The organism is Micromonospora sp. PRAS1, from assembly GCF_059553435.1.
This window is the reverse complement of the sequence record NZ_JCANNB010000001.1, coordinates 382,755-402,290: the sequence shown is the minus strand read 5'-3', so window position 1 is coordinate 402,290 and position 19,536 is coordinate 382,755. Positions and strand designations below refer to the sequence as shown.

At 69.5% G+C, this 19,536-nt stretch carries 19 protein-coding genes; 12 read left to right on the top strand and 7 right to left on the bottom strand.

Features of this window, described 5'->3' with window-relative positions; genetic code table 11:
- Positions 1–35: 35 nt before the first annotated feature.
- The 4 genes from AC507J_RS01930 to AC507J_RS01915 form a co-directional block, all read right to left on the bottom strand.
- Positions 36–1,805, bottom strand: coding sequence for an MSCRAMM family protein (locus AC507J_RS01930; protein WP_496287282.1), 1,770 nt, complete (start codon positions 1,803–1,805; stop codon positions 36–38).
- A 124-nt stretch (positions 1,806–1,929) separates the two neighbouring features.
- A complete protein-coding gene (locus AC507J_RS01925) occupies positions 1,930–2,109 on the bottom strand; it encodes a hypothetical protein (protein WP_496287281.1) in 180 nt (59 codons plus the stop codon).
- Positions 2,106–3,284: a helix-turn-helix domain-containing protein gene (locus AC507J_RS01920; protein ID WP_496287280.1), complete on the bottom strand. Its 1,179-nt coding sequence runs from the start codon at positions 3,282–3,284 to the stop codon at positions 2,106–2,108. Before AC507J_RS01920 ends, AC507J_RS01925 begins: the two co-directional genes overlap by 4 nt.
- Positions 3,285–3,340: 56 nt before the next feature.
- Positions 3,341–3,583 carry a hypothetical protein gene (locus AC507J_RS01915; protein ID WP_496287279.1) on the bottom strand — a complete coding sequence of 81 codons (243 nt, stop codon included), beginning with the start codon at positions 3,581–3,583 and terminating at the stop codon, positions 3,341–3,343.
- 170 nt (positions 3,584–3,753) lie between these two features.
- Here AC507J_RS01915 and AC507J_RS01910 point away from each other — a divergent pair, with 170 nt between their 5' ends.
- The 3 genes from AC507J_RS01910 to AC507J_RS01900 all read left to right on the top strand — a co-directional run bounded on the left by AC507J_RS01910 (position 3,754) and on the right by AC507J_RS01900 (position 6,114).
- Positions 3,754–4,155: a GntR family transcriptional regulator gene (locus AC507J_RS01910; RefSeq protein ID WP_496287278.1), complete on the top strand. Its 402-nt coding sequence runs from the start codon at positions 3,754–3,756 to the stop codon at positions 4,153–4,155.
- Between the two features lie 62 nt (positions 4,156–4,217).
- Positions 4,218–5,066 (top strand): helix-turn-helix domain-containing protein, encoded by an 849-nt coding sequence (locus tag AC507J_RS01905; protein WP_496287277.1) that lies wholly within the window; start codon positions 4,218–4,220, stop codon positions 5,064–5,066.
- Between the two features lie 145 nt (positions 5,067–5,211).
- Positions 5,212–6,114, top strand: a complete 903-nt coding sequence (locus AC507J_RS01900; RefSeq protein WP_496287276.1) for an alpha/beta hydrolase — start codon at positions 5,212–5,214, stop codon at positions 6,112–6,114.
- On the opposite strand, the gene AC507J_RS01895 is transcribed toward AC507J_RS01900, so the two are convergent.
- Positions 6,087–7,331 carry a hypothetical protein gene (locus AC507J_RS01895; RefSeq protein WP_496287275.1) on the bottom strand — a complete coding sequence of 415 codons (1,245 nt, stop codon included), beginning with the start codon at positions 7,329–7,331 and terminating at the stop codon, positions 6,087–6,089. The genes AC507J_RS01900 and AC507J_RS01895 overlap by 28 nt on opposite strands.
- A gap of 233 nt (positions 7,332–7,564) precedes the next feature.
- On the opposite strand from AC507J_RS01895, the gene AC507J_RS01890 reads away from it, so the two are divergent.
- From AC507J_RS01890 to AC507J_RS01880, 3 genes are read left to right on the top strand one after another with little or no spacing between them, the layout of a single operon-like run.
- Positions 7,565–8,566, top strand: coding sequence for an endonuclease domain-containing protein (locus tag AC507J_RS01890; RefSeq protein WP_496287274.1), 1,002 nt, complete (start codon positions 7,565–7,567; stop codon positions 8,564–8,566).
- A complete protein-coding gene (locus AC507J_RS01885; RefSeq protein WP_496287273.1) occupies positions 8,553–9,206 on the top strand; it encodes a hypothetical protein in 654 nt (217 codons plus the stop codon). Before AC507J_RS01890 ends, AC507J_RS01885 begins: the two co-directional genes overlap by 14 nt.
- Positions 9,206–12,445, top strand: a complete 3,240-nt coding sequence (locus tag AC507J_RS01880; protein ID WP_496287272.1) for a helicase HerA domain-containing protein — start codon at positions 9,206–9,208, stop codon at positions 12,443–12,445. Before AC507J_RS01885 ends, AC507J_RS01880 begins: the two co-directional genes overlap by 1 nt.
- Before the next feature lie 153 nt (positions 12,446–12,598).
- Here AC507J_RS01880 and AC507J_RS01875 read toward each other — a convergent pair whose 3' ends face one another.
- Entirely contained in the window at positions 12,599–13,084 is a 486-nt protein-coding gene (locus AC507J_RS01875; RefSeq protein WP_496287271.1) for an anthrone oxygenase family protein, read from the bottom strand.
- A 176-nt stretch (positions 13,085–13,260) separates the two neighbouring features.
- The gene (locus AC507J_RS01870) at positions 13,261–14,199 is read right to left on the bottom strand and encodes a ribose-phosphate diphosphokinase (protein WP_496287270.1); all 939 of its coding nucleotides are present in this window, start codon (positions 14,197–14,199) and stop codon (positions 13,261–13,263) included.
- A gap of 165 nt (positions 14,200–14,364) precedes the next feature.
- On the opposite strand from AC507J_RS01870, the gene AC507J_RS01865 reads away from it, so the two are divergent.
- The 6 genes from AC507J_RS01865 to AC507J_RS01840 are packed head-to-tail and all read left to right on the top strand — an operon-like array spanning position 14,365 to position 19,535.
- Positions 14,365–15,885 (top strand): AMP-binding protein, encoded by a 1,521-nt coding sequence (locus tag AC507J_RS01865; protein ID WP_496287269.1) that lies wholly within the window; start codon positions 14,365–14,367, stop codon positions 15,883–15,885.
- Positions 15,882–16,142, top strand: a complete 261-nt coding sequence (locus AC507J_RS01860; RefSeq protein ID WP_496287268.1) for a phosphopantetheine-binding protein — start codon at positions 15,882–15,884, stop codon at positions 16,140–16,142. Before AC507J_RS01865 ends, AC507J_RS01860 begins: the two co-directional genes overlap by 4 nt.
- A 3-nt stretch (positions 16,143–16,145) precedes the next feature.
- Complete coding sequence (locus AC507J_RS01855; RefSeq protein WP_496287267.1) at positions 16,146–17,189, top strand: hypothetical protein; 1,044 nt, start codon at positions 16,146–16,148, stop codon at positions 17,187–17,189.
- Positions 17,182–18,000, top strand: coding sequence for a tryptophan synthase subunit alpha (trpA, locus tag AC507J_RS01850; RefSeq protein WP_496287266.1), 819 nt, complete (start codon positions 17,182–17,184; stop codon positions 17,998–18,000). The genes AC507J_RS01855 and trpA overlap by 8 nt, the downstream gene beginning before the upstream one ends.
- A 13-nt stretch (positions 18,001–18,013) precedes the next feature.
- On the top strand, positions 18,014–18,388 hold the full coding sequence (locus AC507J_RS01845) for an ectoine synthase (RefSeq protein WP_496287265.1): 375 nt from the start codon (positions 18,014–18,016) through the stop codon (positions 18,386–18,388).
- A 10-nt stretch (positions 18,389–18,398) separates the two neighbouring features.
- On the top strand, positions 18,399–19,535 hold the full coding sequence (locus AC507J_RS01840) for an acyl-CoA dehydrogenase family protein (RefSeq protein ID WP_496287264.1): 1,137 nt from the start codon (positions 18,399–18,401) through the stop codon (positions 19,533–19,535).
- The last annotated feature ends 1 nt before the right edge of the window (position 19,536 follow it).

Genomic DNA, 19,536 nt, shown 5'->3' with positions numbered 1-19,536 from the left:
TCCCGTGCGGAGGGCGGGCCCGTGCCCCGTCGTGGTCAGGCTGCCGGAACGGTGATGGCGACGCCGGTCACGGCCTCGCCGGCCCGGGTACGCAGCTCGGTCGGGTACGCCACGAGTTCGTCCCCGACGCTGTAGTAGAGCTGGATGTCCTGCGAGTTGAGACCGGTGATGGTGAAGGTCCCGTCGGCCCGGACCCGCGGCGAGACCGCCGCGTAGTCGCCGGTCGAGGCGTCCATCGCCTGAATGGTCACGCAGGTCAGGCAGACACCGGCGGGCACGGTGACCGTACCGCTGATGGTGCCGGTGGCGGGCAGCGCGACGTCGAGGGTGGTCGTCTCTCCTGCCACGATCCGGACCGGTACGGCCGAGGCCCGGTTGGCGGCGTCACCCGACCAGGCCCAGGCGTGCTGGCCGTCGAACGCCGGGAAGGCCAGCTTCCACTCGTACGGGCCCAACATGTTGATGTGGTACTCGCCGTCGTCGCCATAGGTGCAGTACGAGTTCACGCCCGCGCCGTACGAGGGCGACGGCCCGGCGGCCGTCGGGCAGACGTTCCGCAGGCCAGCGCCGGTCGTGGCGTCCTTGACCACACCGGTGACCGTTCCCCCGGCGTCCAGCCGGACGGTCACCTGGACGTGCTCGCCGGCCGCCGGCCGGAACACCCGGGCCGCCGCCGGGTCACCGGTCCCGGCACCGGTCGTGGAAACCCACTGCGCCCCGTGCACGTCGTCGTACGGCGCGACGAAGAGGCGGAACTCCTCCTCGGCGAAGAGGCTGTCGTACTCGACGTACGAACCGCACTGGCCGTGCTGGCTGACGTTGGTGCGGACCGGGTCGGCCAGCGTGACACAGGCGCCCTCGACCGGGTCACCGGTCACCGCGTCGACGAAATCGACCCGCAGGTGCACGGACTTGACCAGCAGGACGGTGGTGGTCACCGTCCTGCCCTCGACCACCTCGGTCGGGCCGAACAACGCGTTCGAGTAAACCTTGTTCTGGTCGAAGCCTCCACCGCGGTAGGTGCCGACCGGAAGGTCCCGCAGCCGGGCCCGTCCGGTGCCGTCGGTGCAGGTGGTGTGGAAGTTCAGCGGGCCGTCCTGCGGGTACCAGCAGAAGTCGGCGACCGGCCGGCGGGTGACCGAATCGAGCGCCCGGACCGTCAGGTGGCCGACCGGCGGCCGGGTGAGGTTCACCTGCGTCGTCGCGTCAGCGGACACGGTCAGCGGGGTGACGTCGTACTCCGACTCGACCCCGCCGTGGTAGAGAATCTGGCCGTTGGGGAAGGTGAACTGCACCGTGTAGTTGGTGCCGGTCTGCACCTGGTCGAAGCGGTAGCGTCCCGTGCTGTCCGTGCCGGTGTCGGCCACCCAGTTGCCAGCGCGTCGCAACTGGACGTTGACGCCCGCGATCCCGGCACCCTTGCGGGTGACGACCCGACCCGCGATGTCGCCGTACTGGATGGGCATGAGCGGGATCTGCAGGGTGGCCGGGACCGTGATGAGGTCCGCCTCCCACCGGTTCGCGTGACCGTTGAGCCACTGCTCCACGTACCCGTTGGCCATGATCTGCACGAGATACTGGCCAGCCTCCGCATCCGGGAAGGCGAACCGCCCCGCCGAGTCGCTGTTCGTGAAGTTCCAGCCGGAGCCGTCCTCCTGCTGGATCACGATGCCCGCGCCAGCGACCGGCGCGCCGGTCAGCTTGTCCACCACGGTGCCGTCCAGACCGGCGACACTCGCCGCCTGGCTGGGCCCGGCCAGACCCGTGATGGCCACCAAGGTGGCAACCGCTGCTGCGCTAAGCATGCGCAGCGCCCTACGTGTCATATTTTCCCCGTCTCTCGATGCGGGCGCGCCGAACGCGGGCACCCGCCAGCCAGTCCAAAATGGAAACTAAGCTGACGGTATCAACGGAGGTCGACGGAGTTTCTCAGCGCATTCGTTTGATGGCGTCGAGGAGGTTGCGGGCGGCAGCCGCCACCGCGCAGTCCGTTGTGCGGCAGGCCGGGCAGGTGCCGTCGAGGCCGGGTTGGTGCTCGCGTAGGGTCCGGCGGGCGGTCAGGGCGAGCCGGTTGAGGATCTGGGCCAGAGACAGCCGTGGCGCGGTCATGCTCCCGATACCCCGCAGGCGGCGGCGAGTTGGATGATCGTGGCCGGGGCGTCCGGGCTGCGCGTCACCTGGGCGAGCAGGTCGTGGGCGGCCGGCCGGTGCCGTACCTCACCAGGCGCGATACGTTCGGCTCCCAGCAACCTTCGGGCAGCGTTGACGGGGTCGTCGGCCTGAAGGTGAGCGCGGGCGGTGTCGATCAGATGTGCGGCGCGATGCTCGGCGGGCAACCACCCCCAGCCGGGCTCGCCAATGGTCCGTTGATGCCAGGCCAGCGCCACTGCCGCGTCGCCCACCTCCACCGCCGCCAGCGTGCGCGCGGCCGCCACGGCGGCAGGCCCGAACCCGGTCCGGTAGTGGTCGTGCCCGTCGCCCACCCGGCTCGCCAACTCGCCGGCCTCGTTCAGCAGATCGGCGGCGGCGTGCGCATCACCGTGGCTGGCCGCCGCGAGCGCGGCCTGCACCAGCAACGCCCCACACAGCGACTGACGCTCGGCCGGACCGCCGTCGAGGCCCAGACGGGCGATTCGGTACGCCGCAGCCCGCAGCATCGGCACCGCGCAGCCGCTCCGGCCGGTGGCGCGAAGCACCTGACCCAACTGCACCGCCGCCGCAGCCACCAACACCGCATCACCGGTGGCCACGCTCATCGCCCGATCAGCGGCCAGCCACGCCAACTCACCCGCACCCAGTTTCACCAGCAGTGCCGCGCTCACCCGGTACGCCTCCACCAACGGCACTCGCCCCGCTCCCGACTCGCGGTCGAAACTGCGTTGCGCAGCGAGCACCATCTCCGGCAACCCACCGATCACCTGCGGATACCGCGCATGCTGAAAGGTGGTCCACGCATGCTGGACCACGCGGGCCACCTCAGCCACCAGAGGCACGTCCCGGCCCCGCCGCCCCACCGCGACGTCGTAGGTCGACAACGCCACCCGGATCCGCTCCACACCGGTGACCCGCGCGCACACCTCGACCGGCCGCACATCACGACCGAGTAGCACCGCCTGATCGATCCGCAACACCGCAGCGATGTCGGCAAGGGTGGACACCTTGTCCAACGCCCGGACACCCCGCTCGACCTTGTCGACCCAACTCTTCGACTTGCCCAACCGATCGGCGAACACCTGCTGCGACATCCGCCGCCGCACCCGCCAGTACGCCACCCGCCGGCCCACCGGCAACTCACCACTGGGACGCTGCCCAATCGACCGGCCGCTATTCGCCGGCCGGCTCACTGCAAGCTCCCCGTTTCACCCGTGCCGCGCTGATCTCCCGTCGCCGTGACATCCCGGAGCGCCGCGCCAGCACGTGGCGACTCCGGCAACCGGACCGCATGATCAAGCAGCCGCTGCACCGCCGCCGCCTGCTCCACCTCCTGATACCGCTGCCCGATCCCCGGCGGCGGCACCGGCTCAGGCCACCGGAACAACCACCGCACCAGCGGAAACAGGCGTGTTCGGATGATCATCGTCAAGAACTCCTCGTGCCAGAGGCGATGCACGGCTCTCCCCGGCATGGGACTAGGTGACGGATATAGGCGCGTTGAGGTCGGTCCCGCCCGATGTCACAGCTGCCTTCACCATAACGACGTAGGACTGTAGATACAATAGGTCGTAGAACTGTAGGACACGTAGCGTCACGTTTGTGATCGACCCCAGTGCGGATCGCGCCGTGTTCCGGCAGCTCGCAGACCTGCTGCGAGACCGGATCGCGGCCGGTGATCTGGCACCCGGGGCGTCGTTGCCCAGCGAATTGCGGTTGGCTCAGGAGTACGGGCTGAGTCGAACGAGTGTCCGACAGGCGATAGCGCTACTTCGGTCGGAAGGGCTCGTGATCGTGAAACCGCCGCGCGGCACGTTCGTCCGCGCCGTCGAGCCGACCGAAACGGTGCGGCTCCGCAAGGGAGACACCGCCACCGCTCGGATGCCCACCCCCGCTGAACGGCGCGAGTTGGAGACGGGCGAGGGTATCCCGGTCATTGTGATCTTCCGTGCTGACGGCTCCCGCGAGGTGTACGCCGCTGACCGCATCCGCATTGGGCCCTGAACCGGCCGACCTACCGCTGGCATGCGGACGTCGTGCGTGCTGGCGGCTCGTAGCATGACGGGGTGCCCACGGTAGGCATGGCCCGTGTCGCCGGGACCATGCTGGACGTCGCGGTCCCGCCAGCGTCGAGGCGCATGGCGGGCGTCAGCATGGCCGGGTTCCGCGGCCGAGCGGAGGATGCCCTCAGTCTCCAGGTGATTCCGTACCCGGCGTGCACGGTGTTCATCGATCTCGGTGACGCAGAGCTGGTGGACGACGCCAGCGGTACGCGGAAGCGGGGCAGCATCGTCGTCGGCATGGCCCCGGGACGTGTGCGAGGGGGCGGGCGCGATATCGACCTTGTGCAGGTACGGCTCTCGCCGGTGGTCGCGTACGCGGTGCTGGGTGCCCACGCTGAGTCGGCGGCGACCGTGGTCGGTCTCGAAGATCTCTGGGGACGCGACGCCGAACGGACCCGGGAGCAACTGCACGCCGCCAAGTCGTGGGACGACCGGTTCGCGGTCATGGTGGCTGCCCTGGCGCGACGGCAGGGGACCGGCCGGGCGGTGGATCCGGAGATCGCCTTCGTCTGGGGCGAGATGCTGAGGAGCATGGGTCGGGTACGGGTCGACCGGTTGGCGACCGAGGTGGGCTGGAGCCGTCGTCGGCTGTGGTCCCGGTTCCGATCCCAGGTCGGTCTCACGCCCAAACGTGCCGCGATGCTGGTCCGGTTCGACCGGGTGGCGCACCGTCTCGCCGCAGGGCACAGCGCCGCCCGGGTGGCGGCAGAGCACGGCTATGTCGACCAGTCCCACCTGAGCCGGGATGTCCTGGCCTTTGCCGAGATGACCCCGACGGCCGTGGCGGTGGCGCCGTGGCTCGTGGTCGACGACCTCGCGTGGTTGGCCCAGGAGCAGGCGCTCCGGGGGTGACTTGAGCGGGGGCTCCCGTTCTCCACCACGAGAGCGGAACATTTCTCCAAGACGACCGGACCCTGCGCTCGCGATCCTGGCAGCCATGAGAGGGAGAGCGCCACTGGGCACCCGTATTCTTCGGGACTCGTTGGACTGGGAAGCAATGACCGACGATCAGGTGGTCGTCGCGCGGGACAAGGCCAACCGCGCGGCTTCGTCCCGTGCCGGGCGGATCGTGACGGGTCTGCCGGACCGTCGCGCCCGTATCGAGGAAGCCACGATCGACCTTCCTGACCGTCGGCTCACCCTGCGGGTGCACCGCCCGAAAGAGGCGGATCACCCGCTGCCGCTGATCGTCTCGTTCCACGGTGGAGGCTTCATCGGGGGCACCGCCGCACAGAACGACTGGCTCAACAGTCACCTGGCAGCCCGCTGCCCGGCCGTGGTCGTCGCGGTGGAGTACCGCCTCGCCCCGGAGCACAAGCTGCCTCGACCGATCGAGGACGGATACGACACCCTCGCCCGGATTGCCGACGAGCCGCTCAGGTGGGGCATCGATCCCGCCGCCATCGCGGTCATGGGCGAAAGCGTGGGCGGCATGATCGCCGCCCTCGTCGCAGCGCGTACCCGCACGGACGGACCGCCGCTCCGTGCCCAGGTGCTGAACTATCCGAGCACGGACTGGACCGAGACGATGTTCGACTATCCCTCGATGGCGGCCAACGCCGACAACCCCACCCTCCCGCTCTCGCGACTGCGCGCCGCCCGCACCCTCAGCACGCCGTTGACGCTCGACCCGTACGCCGTATCTCCGGTGAAGTTCAAGAACCTGGCCGACCTGCCCCCGGCGCTGGTCGTCACCGCCGCGCTGGACCCGTTGGCGGACCACGGGCACCGGTACGTCGAGCGGCTCCGCGAGGCTGGCAGCGCTGCCCACCTGAGCTGCTATCCGAAGGCGACCCACACCTTCCTCAGCACGCCCTGCCTGGTCCCGGCCGCCCGGCCCGCGCGTCGGGAGATCCTCGCCTTCCTGCGCGCTCACTTACGGCCACGGTTGGAGCGTTGACTGCGGGACTGGCCGGACAAGCCGGGAGACATCTGATGAGGATGCTGGTGCTGGCCCAGGCTCGATGGTGGCTGTCGAGAGATGCTGGAGAGTGTCCGTAGTCTGGCGTAGTACGCCCGGTCCGTCGCAGGGTCGTGACCGGCCAGCTCGTCACGCTGGCGTGGGAGCATCGCATTCAGTTCCGCCTCCGTGTACTGGCTTGCGCTGTTCTGCCGTGTCTGCGACGTCTCCGCAGACACCTGCGTCATGGCGGGCGAGGAAGGTGGCTGCGGGTACAGGGCTGGCTCGGCCTGGAATTCAGAGCCGTGCGAGAACTGCGGGCCGGACCGCTCCCAACTCGGCGTCGGCGGAGCACTGGGCACGGGCTGCTCGAACCCGAAGTCGAAAGTCTGCTGCGCTGGCGGGAGGACTCGCTGGTCGGCGGGATACGGCTCGTACCGCTCGGCGGGATACGGCTCGTACCGCTCGGCGGCATGCGGCTGGTACCGCTCGGCGGGTTGCGGCTCGTACCGGCTGGCGGCTCGTGGCTCGTACCGGTCGGCGATGCGGTCGGCTCCCGCGATGATCGCCGCCAGGTTCTGCATCTCCCTTGGATCTTTCTGATAGAGCTGATGCAGGTTTGGGTTGCGGTCGACGAAGTACGCGGCGACGATTGCGCTTCTGAGCGAGCGCTGCTCGTGTTCGTCCAGCTGCCGGGTGCGCAGCACCCGCGTCCACCTGTCCACCTGCTCCTGGGTGAGCGGAGTCCGCTGGCGCTCTGCGGCCGTCGGGTAATCGCTGCGGTCGTAGGGCGCCGACAGCGCCGGTCCCTGGTGCCCTCCGGCCGCCGGGTAGTCCCCCCGGCCGTAGGGCGTTGAGAACGGGGCCTGCTGGGGCTCTCCGGCCGCGTAGTCGCCCCGGCCATCGGACGCCGATGCCGTCCCTTGGCCCTGCCTTCTGCGGAACTGACGCAGAAACCAGTTGAACGCCACCCGTGCCGAGCCGAACCAATTCTGCCTCAGGCGGTCGTTGACCAGGCTGGCCGTGTCGGCGCGGAGCTGCCTCGTCGTACCCCTGTTGTTCGGTGCCTTCATGCCGCCGGCCAGCCCGCGCCCGGCCTGACGATCCGCGCGATTGTTGTCGATGGCGACGCGGAAGTCTTGGTCCAGCGCGCGTTGGACCCGACGCAGGGTGCTGTTGGAGATGTCGCTCGGCAAGTTCCACGTCTGCTCCGGCATGCCCTACCAACGGACCGTCCCGGCGCCCGGTTCACGCGCTCGGAGCAGAAACGTCGGAGAAGAATTCGCGTACGGTCCGAAACGCGACTCTCCACTGGTGCCCGGCGAACCTCTGCTGGTAATCAACCAGTCCGTTAAAACCGTTCTGGGCTGGGCTGATCATTGCCGTTCAGAGGCCCAGAGCGGGTCGGCAGAAACGTCCACGCCCGATGGGGGAGGGGTGTCGCGTCCGGATGAGCCGGAAACTCGCCGACGTTCCGGCCGATCGGGTCGTCGCCCTGCCCGACGTGCAGACCGACGCACTGGCCATGCTGATCGCCCGGAACCAGATAGAGCTGGCCGCCGTGGTGCACCACTCGGCCGTACGGCATGTGATGCCGGCGGAATTCGTGCACGCCGCGGTGAACCGACTCGAACAGGTCGCGGTGGAACTCCTGCCGGCGTGGCTGCCGGAAGCGGCAGAAGAAGTTCGTCCCGACACAGCGGGCCTCGCCGCGATCCGGGTCGCCGCCGCCGCACGGGCACGCCGCGACCACTACCCGGGCTCCTTCCTGCCCGACCTGGCCACCTTCGCGGTGACCGCACGACGGGCCGCCACCGCCACCCTTCCATTGCGCATCCGGGCGGCCGCACTGGCCCGCCTCGTCGCAGCGGCGTTCGGCCGACGGAAGGTGGTGCTGCTCGTCGAACCGACCCACGCCGATGGCACCGTGGTCGCAGCGGGGGCCGCGTGGCTCGTACACCATGGCGGCCCGGCGGTCTGGTTGACCGGACCCTGTGCGGCGCAGCTGGATGGGCTTCCGAGGGTCGAGATCGAGATGCCGCGCGCACCATCCGCGCCCTACGGGAAGCAGGTGGTGATCGGCAAGCCGCATCCAGCCAGCACCGCCGAACAGCGGCTGGAGACGGCGCTCGCCGCCGTGAGCTGGTCGGCCGGGCGGAGGTGGAACCAGAGCTACCAATCCCATCCCCTGGCCGCGCCGGTGCGGCTCGATCTACTGTGGCCGGACGAACGGTGCGTGGTGGAAATCGACGGTCCCGAACACTGCCGCCCGGACCACTTCGAGGCCGACCGGCAGCGCGACGTCCAACTGCAACTGGACGGATACATCGTCCTGCGTTTCACCAACGCCCGGGTAACCCACGACGTCGGCGCCGTGGTTCAGCAGATCGGTATGTGTCTGCACAACCGCCGCCGGGACATAGCGAAAGGACGCCAGCATGGCCGGCGATGACCTGACTGCATCGGAGAGTGCGATCCTCGTCGTGCTCATGGCCGAGGCGCGGGAGGTGCTGAACACCGAGCTGCGCGACCGGTACGGCCTTGACGTACGCAAGCCCCAGCGCGACAAGCTCACCCGCCTGCACTATGTGGCGGCCCGCAAGAGCGGCGCCACGTACGCCCTCCAACTGGACGACAAGGGCTGGGTACGGGTGCAGCACGACTTTGATTTCACGCTCCGCGGCGCGGCGGCGCTCGGCGCGGCGTTGACCGCCCTACAGAACAGCCTGCGCGAGCGGGTCCTGGCCCGGAGCGGCTGCGCCACCCTCACTGAACTCTTCGCGTTGAGCGACGTACGCGCGCCGGCCGCCACCGCCGCCCCGGCGGCGTCCGGATCGCTGCCGGCGCGCGTGGTCAGCGCGTACCACGCGCTCGCGGCCGAACCCGGGGCCTGGGTGAGCCTGCGCCGGCTGCGCCCGTTCTTCGCCGACCTGCCCCGCGAGGAGTTGGACGACGCCCTGCGGCAGCTCAGCCGCTCCAACGGCGTGCACCTCACCCCGGAGTCGAACCAGAAGACGCTCACCGAGGCGGACATCAAGGCCGCCCTGCGCCTCGGTGGACAGGAGAACCATCTGCTGGCGATCGGCGTGTGATGAACGAGGCGGAACGCGCCGCCCTCGCGGCACTGCGGTTCAACTGGGCACCGGTACCCGACGACGTGTGGCGACCGCTGCCGTTCCACATCGACGGCCTGCACGCCCCGGTGCTCCGGGAGGTGCTCGCCGGCGTGGACGAGGCCGGGGCGAGCACCGACGGCAGCCCGCTCGGCCTGGTGATCCAGGGGCAGCGTGGGTCCGGCAAGACCCACCTGCTGGGCTGGGTCCGGCAGCAGGTGCAGCAGCAGGGCGGCTACTTCTTCCTGGTGAGCCTGCTCGACACCGGCAGCTTCTGGGACAGCGTGCTGGCCGCGATGCTGGACGGCCTGGCTCGGCCGGTGCCCGGTGGTCCGCAGACCCAGCTCAGACTTCTGTTGCAGCGCCTGTCGGCCCTGGTGGGAGCGCCCCGGACGGCACGCCGGGCGGTCATGGGTGACACCGAGCTGACCCGGGCGGCACTCGACGCCTTCCTGACCGGGCTCGGTGATTTCGATCGGCACGCGGCCCGGATGTGCCAGGAGACCGCGCGAGCGCTGGCGCTGAGCGCCTCCGAGGACATCGCGCATCGTGACCTCGCGGAGAACTACTTCCTCTCCGGGGCGGAGGTGGTTCCCGGTGAACGGGCGACGTGGGGCATGCGGCGCGCACCACGTTCGGCCCAGCAGATCGTGCAGGACCTCTCCTGGCTGCTGGCGCTCACCGGTCCGTCGGTCGTCGCGATCGACCAGATCGACACGCTGATCGCCCAGTTGGCGATCCAGAGCGATCCCGCCCTGGTCGGCGCCGCCGCGATGAGCCCCGAGCAGGCGCTGATGCTGGCCCGGATGGCGGACGGACTGATGTCGCTGCGGCAGGGCACGCGCCGGACGCTGACCGTCCTGGCCTGCATTCCGAACTCGTGGACCATCATCAAGTCCACCGCCGCCGACACGGTGGCCGACCGGTTCCGCGAGACGCCGACGCTGCGTCGGATCGACGACGCCGACCTGGGCCGGGCGATGATCGAGAAGCGGTTCACCCTCCGCTACCAGGAGGTCGGGTTCATCCCGCCGTACCCGTCGTGGCCGGTCTCCCCGCGCGCCTTCGCCGAGGCGGGGGATTTCACGCCGCGTCAGTTGCTGATCGAGATCGACCGGCACATCCGCGCCTGCATCGCCGACAACGAGGTCCGGGAGTTGGTGAGTCTCGGCGAGCCGCCGGCCGCAGAGCCTCGGGCGCCCCGACCCACCCCGATCCCTGCGGTCGGCGCGGAACTGGACCGCTACGACGCCCGCTTCGCCGAACTGCGCGGCGCCGCCGACACCATCACCCCACGCAGGCGGGTGTCGGAGGACCAGATGATGCCGGAACTGCTCGCCGCCGGGCTCACCGCCTGGATTCTGGAGCGCGGCGACGCCGGGGAGGCGTTCAGCGTCGATCCGCCCCCGAGCACCGACCCGCCGCTGCACGCCCGGCTCCGGCTGACGCTCGACGAACGCACTGAGGACCAGGTGCACTGGTGTTTCCGGGCGATCAGCGACGACCACCACGGCAACGCGGCGCTGGCTCGGCTCCGCAAGGCCTGTGTGGCCTCCGCGCTCCCCACCGGCCTGACCAGACGCAAGCTGTTTCTGCTGCGCAACCGCGAATGGTCCAGCAGCGCGGCCACCCAGCGGGCCGTCGGTGCGTTCACCGACGCCGGCGGGCAGACCATCGGCCTCGACGACGAGGATCTGCGTATTCTCTCCGCCCTGCGGGTCATGCTCGCCGAAGCCACGATGGATCTCCAGGGCTGGCTGGCCGAGCGGCGACCGACCCGGGAGCTCAAGTTCCTCCAGCACGCCCTGGCCGACGTCGACAGCTGGCAGACCGTCGGTGCCCCACCCCCGGCCGCTGGCTCATCCCCGGCGGCCGTTGGCCGATCCGCGGCGGCCGTTGGCCGATCCGCAGCGGCCGTGGGAACGGCGCCGTCGTCGGCTGAGCCGGCGTTCGTCATCGGGTACGGGTACGACGACGACGAGCCGGCAGCGTTGGCGCTTGAGATGCTCCGGAAGCACGCCACGATCTTCGCTGGCTCAGGCTCCGGCAAGACCGTGCTCATCCGCCGGATCGTGGAGGAATGCGCCCTGCGAGGTGTCTCCGCCATCGTCCTCGACCCCAACAACGACCTGGCCCGCCTCGGCGAGAGTTGGCCCACCCCGCCCGCGCAGTGGCGACCGGGTGACCCCGCAAAGGCACAGGACTATCTGGCCCACACCGACGTCATGGTCTGGACGCCTCGGCGTACGGCGGGCCGTCCGCTGAGTTTCCAGCCACTGCCCGATTTCACCGGCGTGCGTGACGACCCGGACGAGTTCGCCGAGGCGGTGGAGGCGGCCGTCGCCTCCCTCGCGCCACGGGCCATGGTCACCGGCCGGGCCAGCCGGGCGCATCTGGGGCTGGCGGTGCTGCGTAAGGCCGTCGAGCACTACGGTCGCCGCGGCGGCTCGCGGTTGCAGGACCTGATCGACACGCTGGCCGACCTGCCGGACGGCATCATCGACCTCGATGACGCCGACAAGATCGGTCTCGGGCTCGCGCAGACGTTGACCGCCGCCATGGTGAACGACCCGCTCTTCGGTGGCGAGGGCACGCCGATGGATCCCGGAGTGCTGCTCACCCCCGAGCCGGGCAAGCGGGCCCGGGTCTCGGTCATCAGCCTCATCGGCCTGCCCTCCGACGACGTACGCCAGAGCTTCGTCAACCAGCTTCAGTTGGCGCTCTTCGCCTGGATCAAGAAGAACCCCGCCGGTGACCGCCCGCTACTTGGCCTGCTCGTGATGGATGAGGCGCAGACGTTCGCCCCGTCCGGAGCGATGACGGCCTGTACGCAGAGCACGCTGGCGCTGGCCGCCCAGGCCCGCAAGTACGGCCTCGGGTTGATCTTCGCCACGCAGGCGCCGAAGGGACTACACAACCGGATCCCCGGCAACGCGGCGACGCAGCTCTACGGCCTGATGAACAGCCCGATCCAAATCGAGGCGGCACGCGATATGGCCCGAGCCAAGGGCGGCGACGTACCGGACATTTCCCGGCTGACCACCGGCGAGTTCTACCTCGCCGCCGAAGGCGCCGCGCCGCAGAAGATCAGGACACCGCTGTCGCTGACCCACCATCCGCGTAGCCCGCTGACCGCCGAGGAGGTGCTGGCCCGGGCTGCGGGAGGGCGGCTGTACGATGGCGCCTCGACCAGCCACGAGCCGCTGGATGCTGCCTGAGCTGGAGTGACGTACACACACCAGCTCGGCACCGGGATGCTCGCCGGGACGATCACGGCCGTCCTTCTGGTCGCCCTCTTTCACCACCTGCTCAAACGCCCGTTGATCGCCCGGCAGGCAGCGACTGGTCCGTTCGAGGATGCTGCCTGGCAGTCAGCGTTTGAGCAAAGCCATGGCCAGGGTCAGCAGGGATGCGGCGCCGGTGAGTGTGCGGACCAGGTTCCAACGGTTCCAGGTCGCTTCGAAGGCGGCGCGGACTGCAGCCGGGTCGGCCATGTCCGCGACCGGGCCGGCCCGGTCCAGACGGTAGTTCAGCGGAGCACTCGCGAACGCCGTGACGGCGAACAGGATGGCGTACAGCACCGTCGCCGCGAGCAGCCAGGGGAACATGGCGCGGTATTCCGGGCCGCGGTGCAGGACGACCGCGACGATGGCGAGTACGAGGGCGCCGACATAGGCGGTGAGGAACCAGCCGTTGAGGATGACGACGTTTACCTTCTGCATGACGTCGATGAGCACACGGTCTTCGGTCTGGCGCAGGGCCAGCATCACCGACGTCGAGTACGTGAAGAACACGCCGGCGGACAGGCCAACGAAGAGCGTGGCGACGGCAAGGACCACGATGCGTAACTGTTCCATGACGACGATTCAATATGACCACTGCCAGACGAACAATGGTTCAAAGTCGCTAATCCATGTTCCATCGTCCAGCGAGGTGCGGAAAGCTGATGCCGTACTCGGCAAAGGCGGCTGCGGCCGCCCGCGCCATGAACGTCCGCGTCCACCCATCCACAGGAGTAAACGCCTGCGCTGGGTCAGTGGAACAGAGAGCTGACCGACTCTCCGTTGTGGATTCGCCGCATCGCTTCGGCGAGTGCCGGAGCGAGGGACAGCACCCGCAGCTTGGGGTGCCAGATCTCCTTCGTGATCGGCACACTGTTGGTGCAGACGATCTCCAGCACATCGGGCAGTGCCGCGAGCCGCTCCAGGGCGCCGTCGGTGAAGAGGCCGTGGGTGCACGCGACCCGAATGGTCGCCAAATTGCGCTCGCGAAGACGGTCGACCAGCTCGATGACAGTGCTGCCGCGGGCTATCTCGTCGTCCAGGACGATGACGTCACGATCTTCGACGTCGCCGATGATGTCGCTGATGACCACACGGTCGTCGCTGAAACGCTGCTTGGCCCCGGCCGCGACCGGGATACCCAGCATCCGGGCGAACGCGGACGCCACCTTCGCGTTGCCGAGGTCCGGTGAAACCACGACGCTGTTGGCGAGGTCGAACGCGCGGAAGTGCCCGGCGAGTTCGCCCAGGGCGTGCAGGTGGTCGACCGGGACGCTGAAGAACCCGTGAACCTGTGGTGAATGCAGAGCCATCGTCAGCACCCGCGACGCACCGGAGGAGGCGAGCAGGTCGGCGACCAGACGGGCACCGATGGAGATGCGCGGCTCGGTCTTCTTGTCGGAGCGGGCGTAGGCGTAGTGCGACATGACGACGGTGGTCCGCGCCGCTGAGGCGCCGCGGGCCGCGTCGAGCATGAGCAGCAGCTCCACCAGATGCTCCTGCACCGGCGGGACGAGCGGCTGGATCAGGAACACGTCCCGCTCGCGGCAGTTGGCCAGCAACTGCACCTCGAGGCAATCGTTGGAGAACCGGTCGATCCGCACCGGATGCAACGGCACGGCGAGCTGGGCGCAGATCTCCTCCGCCAGCTCCGGATGTGCGCTGCCACTGAACACGGCGATGTCCCGCATAAGACTGGCTCCTCGGGGTCGGTACAGCATCGTCGCCCGTTGGTACCACTCGGAACGCAACGGCCGCGCATGCTTGCTCCCACCGTCTTCACGGCCGCCCCAAGGCGCTCCGGACCGCGCCGGGCCTTGCGGTGATGTTGCGCGCCCGTCCGCACGATACCGAAGATGAAACCGACTGAGCTTTGGATGTCGTTCGCCCGGCAGGTCGACGCCCGGCCGGACGCCACGGCCCTCGTGGCGAAGGGCCGGCGCGTCTCCTACGGCGAACTCGGCGGCCTCGTCGCCACTGCCGCTGCCCGCCTCGACGGACTCGACACGACCGGCCGGGAGCCGATCGCCGTGTCCGCAACGAAAACGCCGGGCACCATCGCCATGGTGCTGGCGTGCCTGAAGGCGCGCCTGCCCGTCGTGCTGCCATCGGCGACCCTGCCGGAAGCCACGCTGCAACGCCTCGTGGACAAGGTTGGGTGCCGTCATCTGCTCTACGCCGACGACACCGCCCCCGCCCGGGCCGGCACCGCGCCTGCACCGGGTGTGCCCGGCAACCGGGACGACGTCGCGTTCATCCTTACGACGTCGGGGTCCACGGGCATCCCGAAGCTGGTGCCGCTCAGCGCGGGCGCGGTCGAGCGCTTCGTCGACTGGGCCGCCGGTCAGTTCGACCTCGGCCCCGGCGCATCGGTGCTCAACTATGCCCCGCTGAACTTCGACCTGTGCCTGCTCGACGTGTGGGCGACGCTGCACCACGGTGGTCAGGTCGTTCTCGTCGACCCGGACGCCGCCACCAACGGGCGGTACCTGATCGACGCGATCGACGACAACGCCGTCACCGTCGTGCAGGCCGTGCCGATGGCGCACCAGCTGATGGTCGACGCCGCTGGCGACGCGGACCGGCAGCTCAGGTCGGTACGCCATCTGATCTTCACCGGCGACCACATGCCCGCGCGCTGCCTCACCCGGTTGCCCGGCGTCTTCCCCACCAGCCGCTTCTACAACGTCTACGGCTGTACGGAAACCAACGACAGCTTCATGCACGAGGTCGACCGCGGCGCGCTGCCGGTCGACGGTGTCCCGCTCGGCGCCCCGCTGCCCGGTGTCGACGCGATCGTGCTCGACGACGAGGGCAACGAGATCACGGGGCCGGGACAGGGCGAGCTGGTCGTCGCGACGCCGTTTCAGTCGGCGGGGTATCTCGGCGCGGACCCGGCGGCACCGAACCCGTTCGTGCCGGCCCCCGCGGGCCGCCCGCCAGGCGTTTCCGACAGCTACTACCGCACCGGCGATGTGGTGCGCCGCAACGGCGACGGCGAGCTGCACCTGGAAGGCCGCAACGACCTCCAGGTGAAGGTTCGCGGCACGCGGCTGAACATCGCGGTGGTCGAACAGGTGCTGCTGGACCACGGCCAGGTCGCCGAAGCCGTCGTCCTGGCCGTCCCCGACCCCGTTGCCGGGCACCTGCTGCATGCGGTCCTGCGCAGCGTGCCCGGCGCCACCGTCAACACCCTCGCGCTGCGTCAGCACTGCGCCCGGCACCTGCCGACGGCGGCGATCCCGTCGACGCTGCGGCTTTCCGAAGACCCCTTGCCCCGCACGAGCACGGGCAAGGTCGACCGCCAGTCCCTCACCCAGACCCTCAGGTCCCCCCAGTCGGAGGCGACCGTCACGAGAATGGAACCGGCCCGATGAACCATACCGATCACATCAAGAGCTTCCTGATCACGGAGTTCCTGCCCGACGTGCAGGCATCGGAACTCAGCACCGACTACGACCTGCTCACAAACGGCGTCGTGGACAGCCTCGGGCTGCTCAAGCTCATCGCCTGGGTCGAGTCGGAGTTCCAGGTCACCGTCGACGACGCGGCGTTGGACCCGGACAACTTCCGCACCGTCGACGCCATCAACGCCTTCGTGGCGCGGGCGTCGCACCCGGTCAAGGCGAGTTGACAAATGCACGCCGCGATTGCCGGCCTGCGGGCCGGTCGGGCGGTCGACACCGCGACCTGGTCGTCGTTCTGGGATGAGCTTAGCGCCGACACGCTGGGATCCGGCGAGCCGGCGTCGCTCCTGGCCGCGCTCAGCCTCGACGGGGTCGTTCCGGACACGCTCGCCAACCTGGTCCGGTCGCTGCACGCGCGCCGCACCGGGCCGGTCCGCGCCTTCCCCGGGGCGGTCAACGTCGTCGGCACGGGCGGCGGTGTGTCCACGTTCAACGTCTCCACGGCCGCCGCCTTCGTCGCGACGGCACTGGGGGCCCGCGTCGTGAAGACCGGGTCGCGGGCCTACTCCAGCAAATTCGGCTCGATCGACCTTTTGGACCGGCTCGGGATCCTGCTCACCAAGTCCTACGACGAGACGGCAGCGTCGCTGGATCGCCACGGCATCGCATTCGCCGGCTACTTCGTGTATCCGGTGGAGCTGACCGTGCTGGCCCGGCGGATCCTGCCGCTGCCGATGAAGCCCTACGGCCGGGCGCTCAACCTGCTGGGCCCGTTCCTGCCGGCGCTGCCGGAAACGCGTCAGCTGACCGGCCTGCCGAACCCAGGGCTGCTGCCGCTGGCGCACCGGCTCGCGGCAGCGGTCGAGGACCGCGATATCTGGTTGGTCACCAACGATGTCGGTGCCGACGAGCTCATCAGCTTCGCTGACAACACGGTCCTGCCCGGGCCGAACGCACCTGAGATCCTGCTGAACCGCCGGAACCTGCAACTCGCCGACGGTTCGCTGCCGGACCTCGCGGCGGTCGCGGACAACGACCGCCTCGTCGAGCACTTTCTGGACGTGGTGTCGGGGCAGGCCGGCGAGGTGGCCACCCAGACCGTCGCACTCAACGCCGCCGCTCTGGCCATCGCGGCCGAACGGGAGACGAACTGGCGCGACGCGATGGACTCGGCACTGGCGGCGATGCGCGACGGCGCGGTCCGCAACCTGATCGAGGCCGTGCGGACCGGCAGGCAGTCGCCGCTTCTGAGCCGGGCGGCGTCCGGTGCGTGACACGTACTTCCCGCGCCCGCCGGGCCTGGCCGTCTTCCTCAACGCCGGCGACCCGCCGTTCGACGTGCTCGACGACGTCGCCGACATGCTCGACGAACACAAGGTCGACGTCTTGGAACTGGCGGTGCCGTTCCCCGACTCCATCAGCGACGGGCCGGTCATCCGGCGGTCGGCGGACCGGGCACTAGCGGCCGGTACCGATCTGCGCGACGTCCTCGCGTTCGTCGAACGCTCCCGCAGCCGGCACCTGCATCTCAAGGTCGTCGTGCTGGCCGACTGGGCCTACACCGTCCGTCCCCGCTCCATGGCGCAGGTCGTCACGGCCGTCGCTGGTGCGGGAGCGGCGGGGATGCTCCTGCACGGCGCACCGCCCCGGGTCCGCCCGGACTTTTACGACCGGGCCGGTGCCGCGGGACTGCCCGTGGTCACCACGTGCTACGTGTCCTCGACTCCGGCGGTCGTGGCGGAGGCGGCGGCCCACGCCTCCGGCTACGTGTACCTGGTGGCGCATTACGGCGCCAGCGGTTCCGGCCCGGCGCCCGACGCGCAGGCATTGCGTTCCCCCATCGACGCCCTGCGGGCCCTGACCGACGCGCCGATCGCTGTCGGTTTCGGGGTCCGTACGACGGCCGACGTGCAGCGGGTACACGCGGCGGGCGCCGACGCGGCGGTGGTCGGCAGCACCGTCGTCGCGCGTGCCGAGGTGTCATACCTCGCCGGCGGTGACGTCGTCGCCGACCTCGCCGACCTCGTCACCGACCTGCGTCCCCACCACCACGTCCGATCCCTGCCACCGGCTCGCCATTCCTGAGAGGAGAAATCCGATGATCGTCCGCTCGCTCGACAACGTCCTCACCGTTGACTGGGGTAACGGCTTCAGCCGCCGCTTCCTGCTGCAGTCCGACGGCCTCGGCTACACGATCACCGACACGATCGTGCTGGCCGGCACCAAGTCACTGCTGGAGTATCGCAACCACCTGGAGGCCTGCTACTGCATCGAGGGCTCTGGCGAGGTCGTCAGCATGGACGGCACGTCGCACCGCATCACCCCGGGCACGATCTACGCCCTGGACAAGCACGACGCCCACTACCTGATCGCCGACCCGGAGACCGACCTGCGCCTCGTGTGCGTGTTCTCGCCCGCCCTGCGCGGCGACGAGAAGCACAGCCTCGACGCAGTCGGCGCCTCCGCGTACTGAGGTCGCGCGCATGCGTACCTGGAGCGAGGATCAGCTTGCACTGCGCGACGGCATGGAGCGGGTCTGTCGTGACCTGGCCGTCGGCGAGCACGACGGCGCCGGAAGCGGGTTCCCGTGGGACGCGTGGAAGTCGCTGTGCGCCTCAGGGATCATGAGCCTGCCGTTCGACCCCGCGTGGGGCGGGGTGGGCGTCGACCTGCCCACCACGATGTACGTGCTGGAGGCACTCGGCAAAGGGTGCCGTGACGGCGGGCTGAGTTTCTCCGTCGCCACCACCCTGTGCAGCACGGGCGTGCCGCTCCAGCACTTCGGGACCGAGGCGCAGAAGGACCGGTACCTGACCCGGCTGTGCGCGGGCGAGCTCATCGGCGCCCACGCGATCAGCGAGCCCGACACCGGGTCCGACGCGCTCAGCATGTGCACGACAGCGGTACGGGACGGTGACCACTTCGTCCTCAACGGCAGCAAGAGCTTCGTCAGCAACGGCCCGATCGCCGACGTGGTCGTGGTGTACGCCCGAACCAGGCCTGAGGGCGGGCCGCTCGGCATCACCGCGTTCCTGGTCGACACACAGACCCCCGGCTTCACGGCCGGCCAGCCGATCAAGAAGATGGGCCTGACGTCGTCGCCGATGAGCGAACTGTTCCTCGACGACTGCCGGGTGCCGGCCGACCGGGTCATCGGCGGTGTCGGGCGCGGGTACCTGCTGCTCGAACATGTGATGAAGCACGAGATCCTCTGCTCGTTCATCATCAACGTCGGACAGATGCAGCACCGGTTCGAGCGCTGTCTGGAGTATGCCCGGATCCGCACTCAGTTCGGCAAGCCGATCGGTTCGTACCAGGCGATCTCGCACAAGTTGGTCGACATGCGCATCCGCCTGGAGACGGCGCGCCGGTGGTTGTACGACACCGCCGAAGGCCTCGTCGCCGGCCAGAACGTCACGATGGACGTGGCGATCAGCAAGCTGCTGACCAGCGAGGCGAATGTCGCCTCCGGGCTGGCGGCCATCCAGATCTTCGGCGGTAACGGCTACATGTCGGAGTACGGACTGGACCGCGAGCTCGCCGATGCCGTCGGTAGCACCATCTACTCGGGAACGACCGAGATCCAGTACAACCGGATCTCTTCGCTGCTGGGGCTGTGAG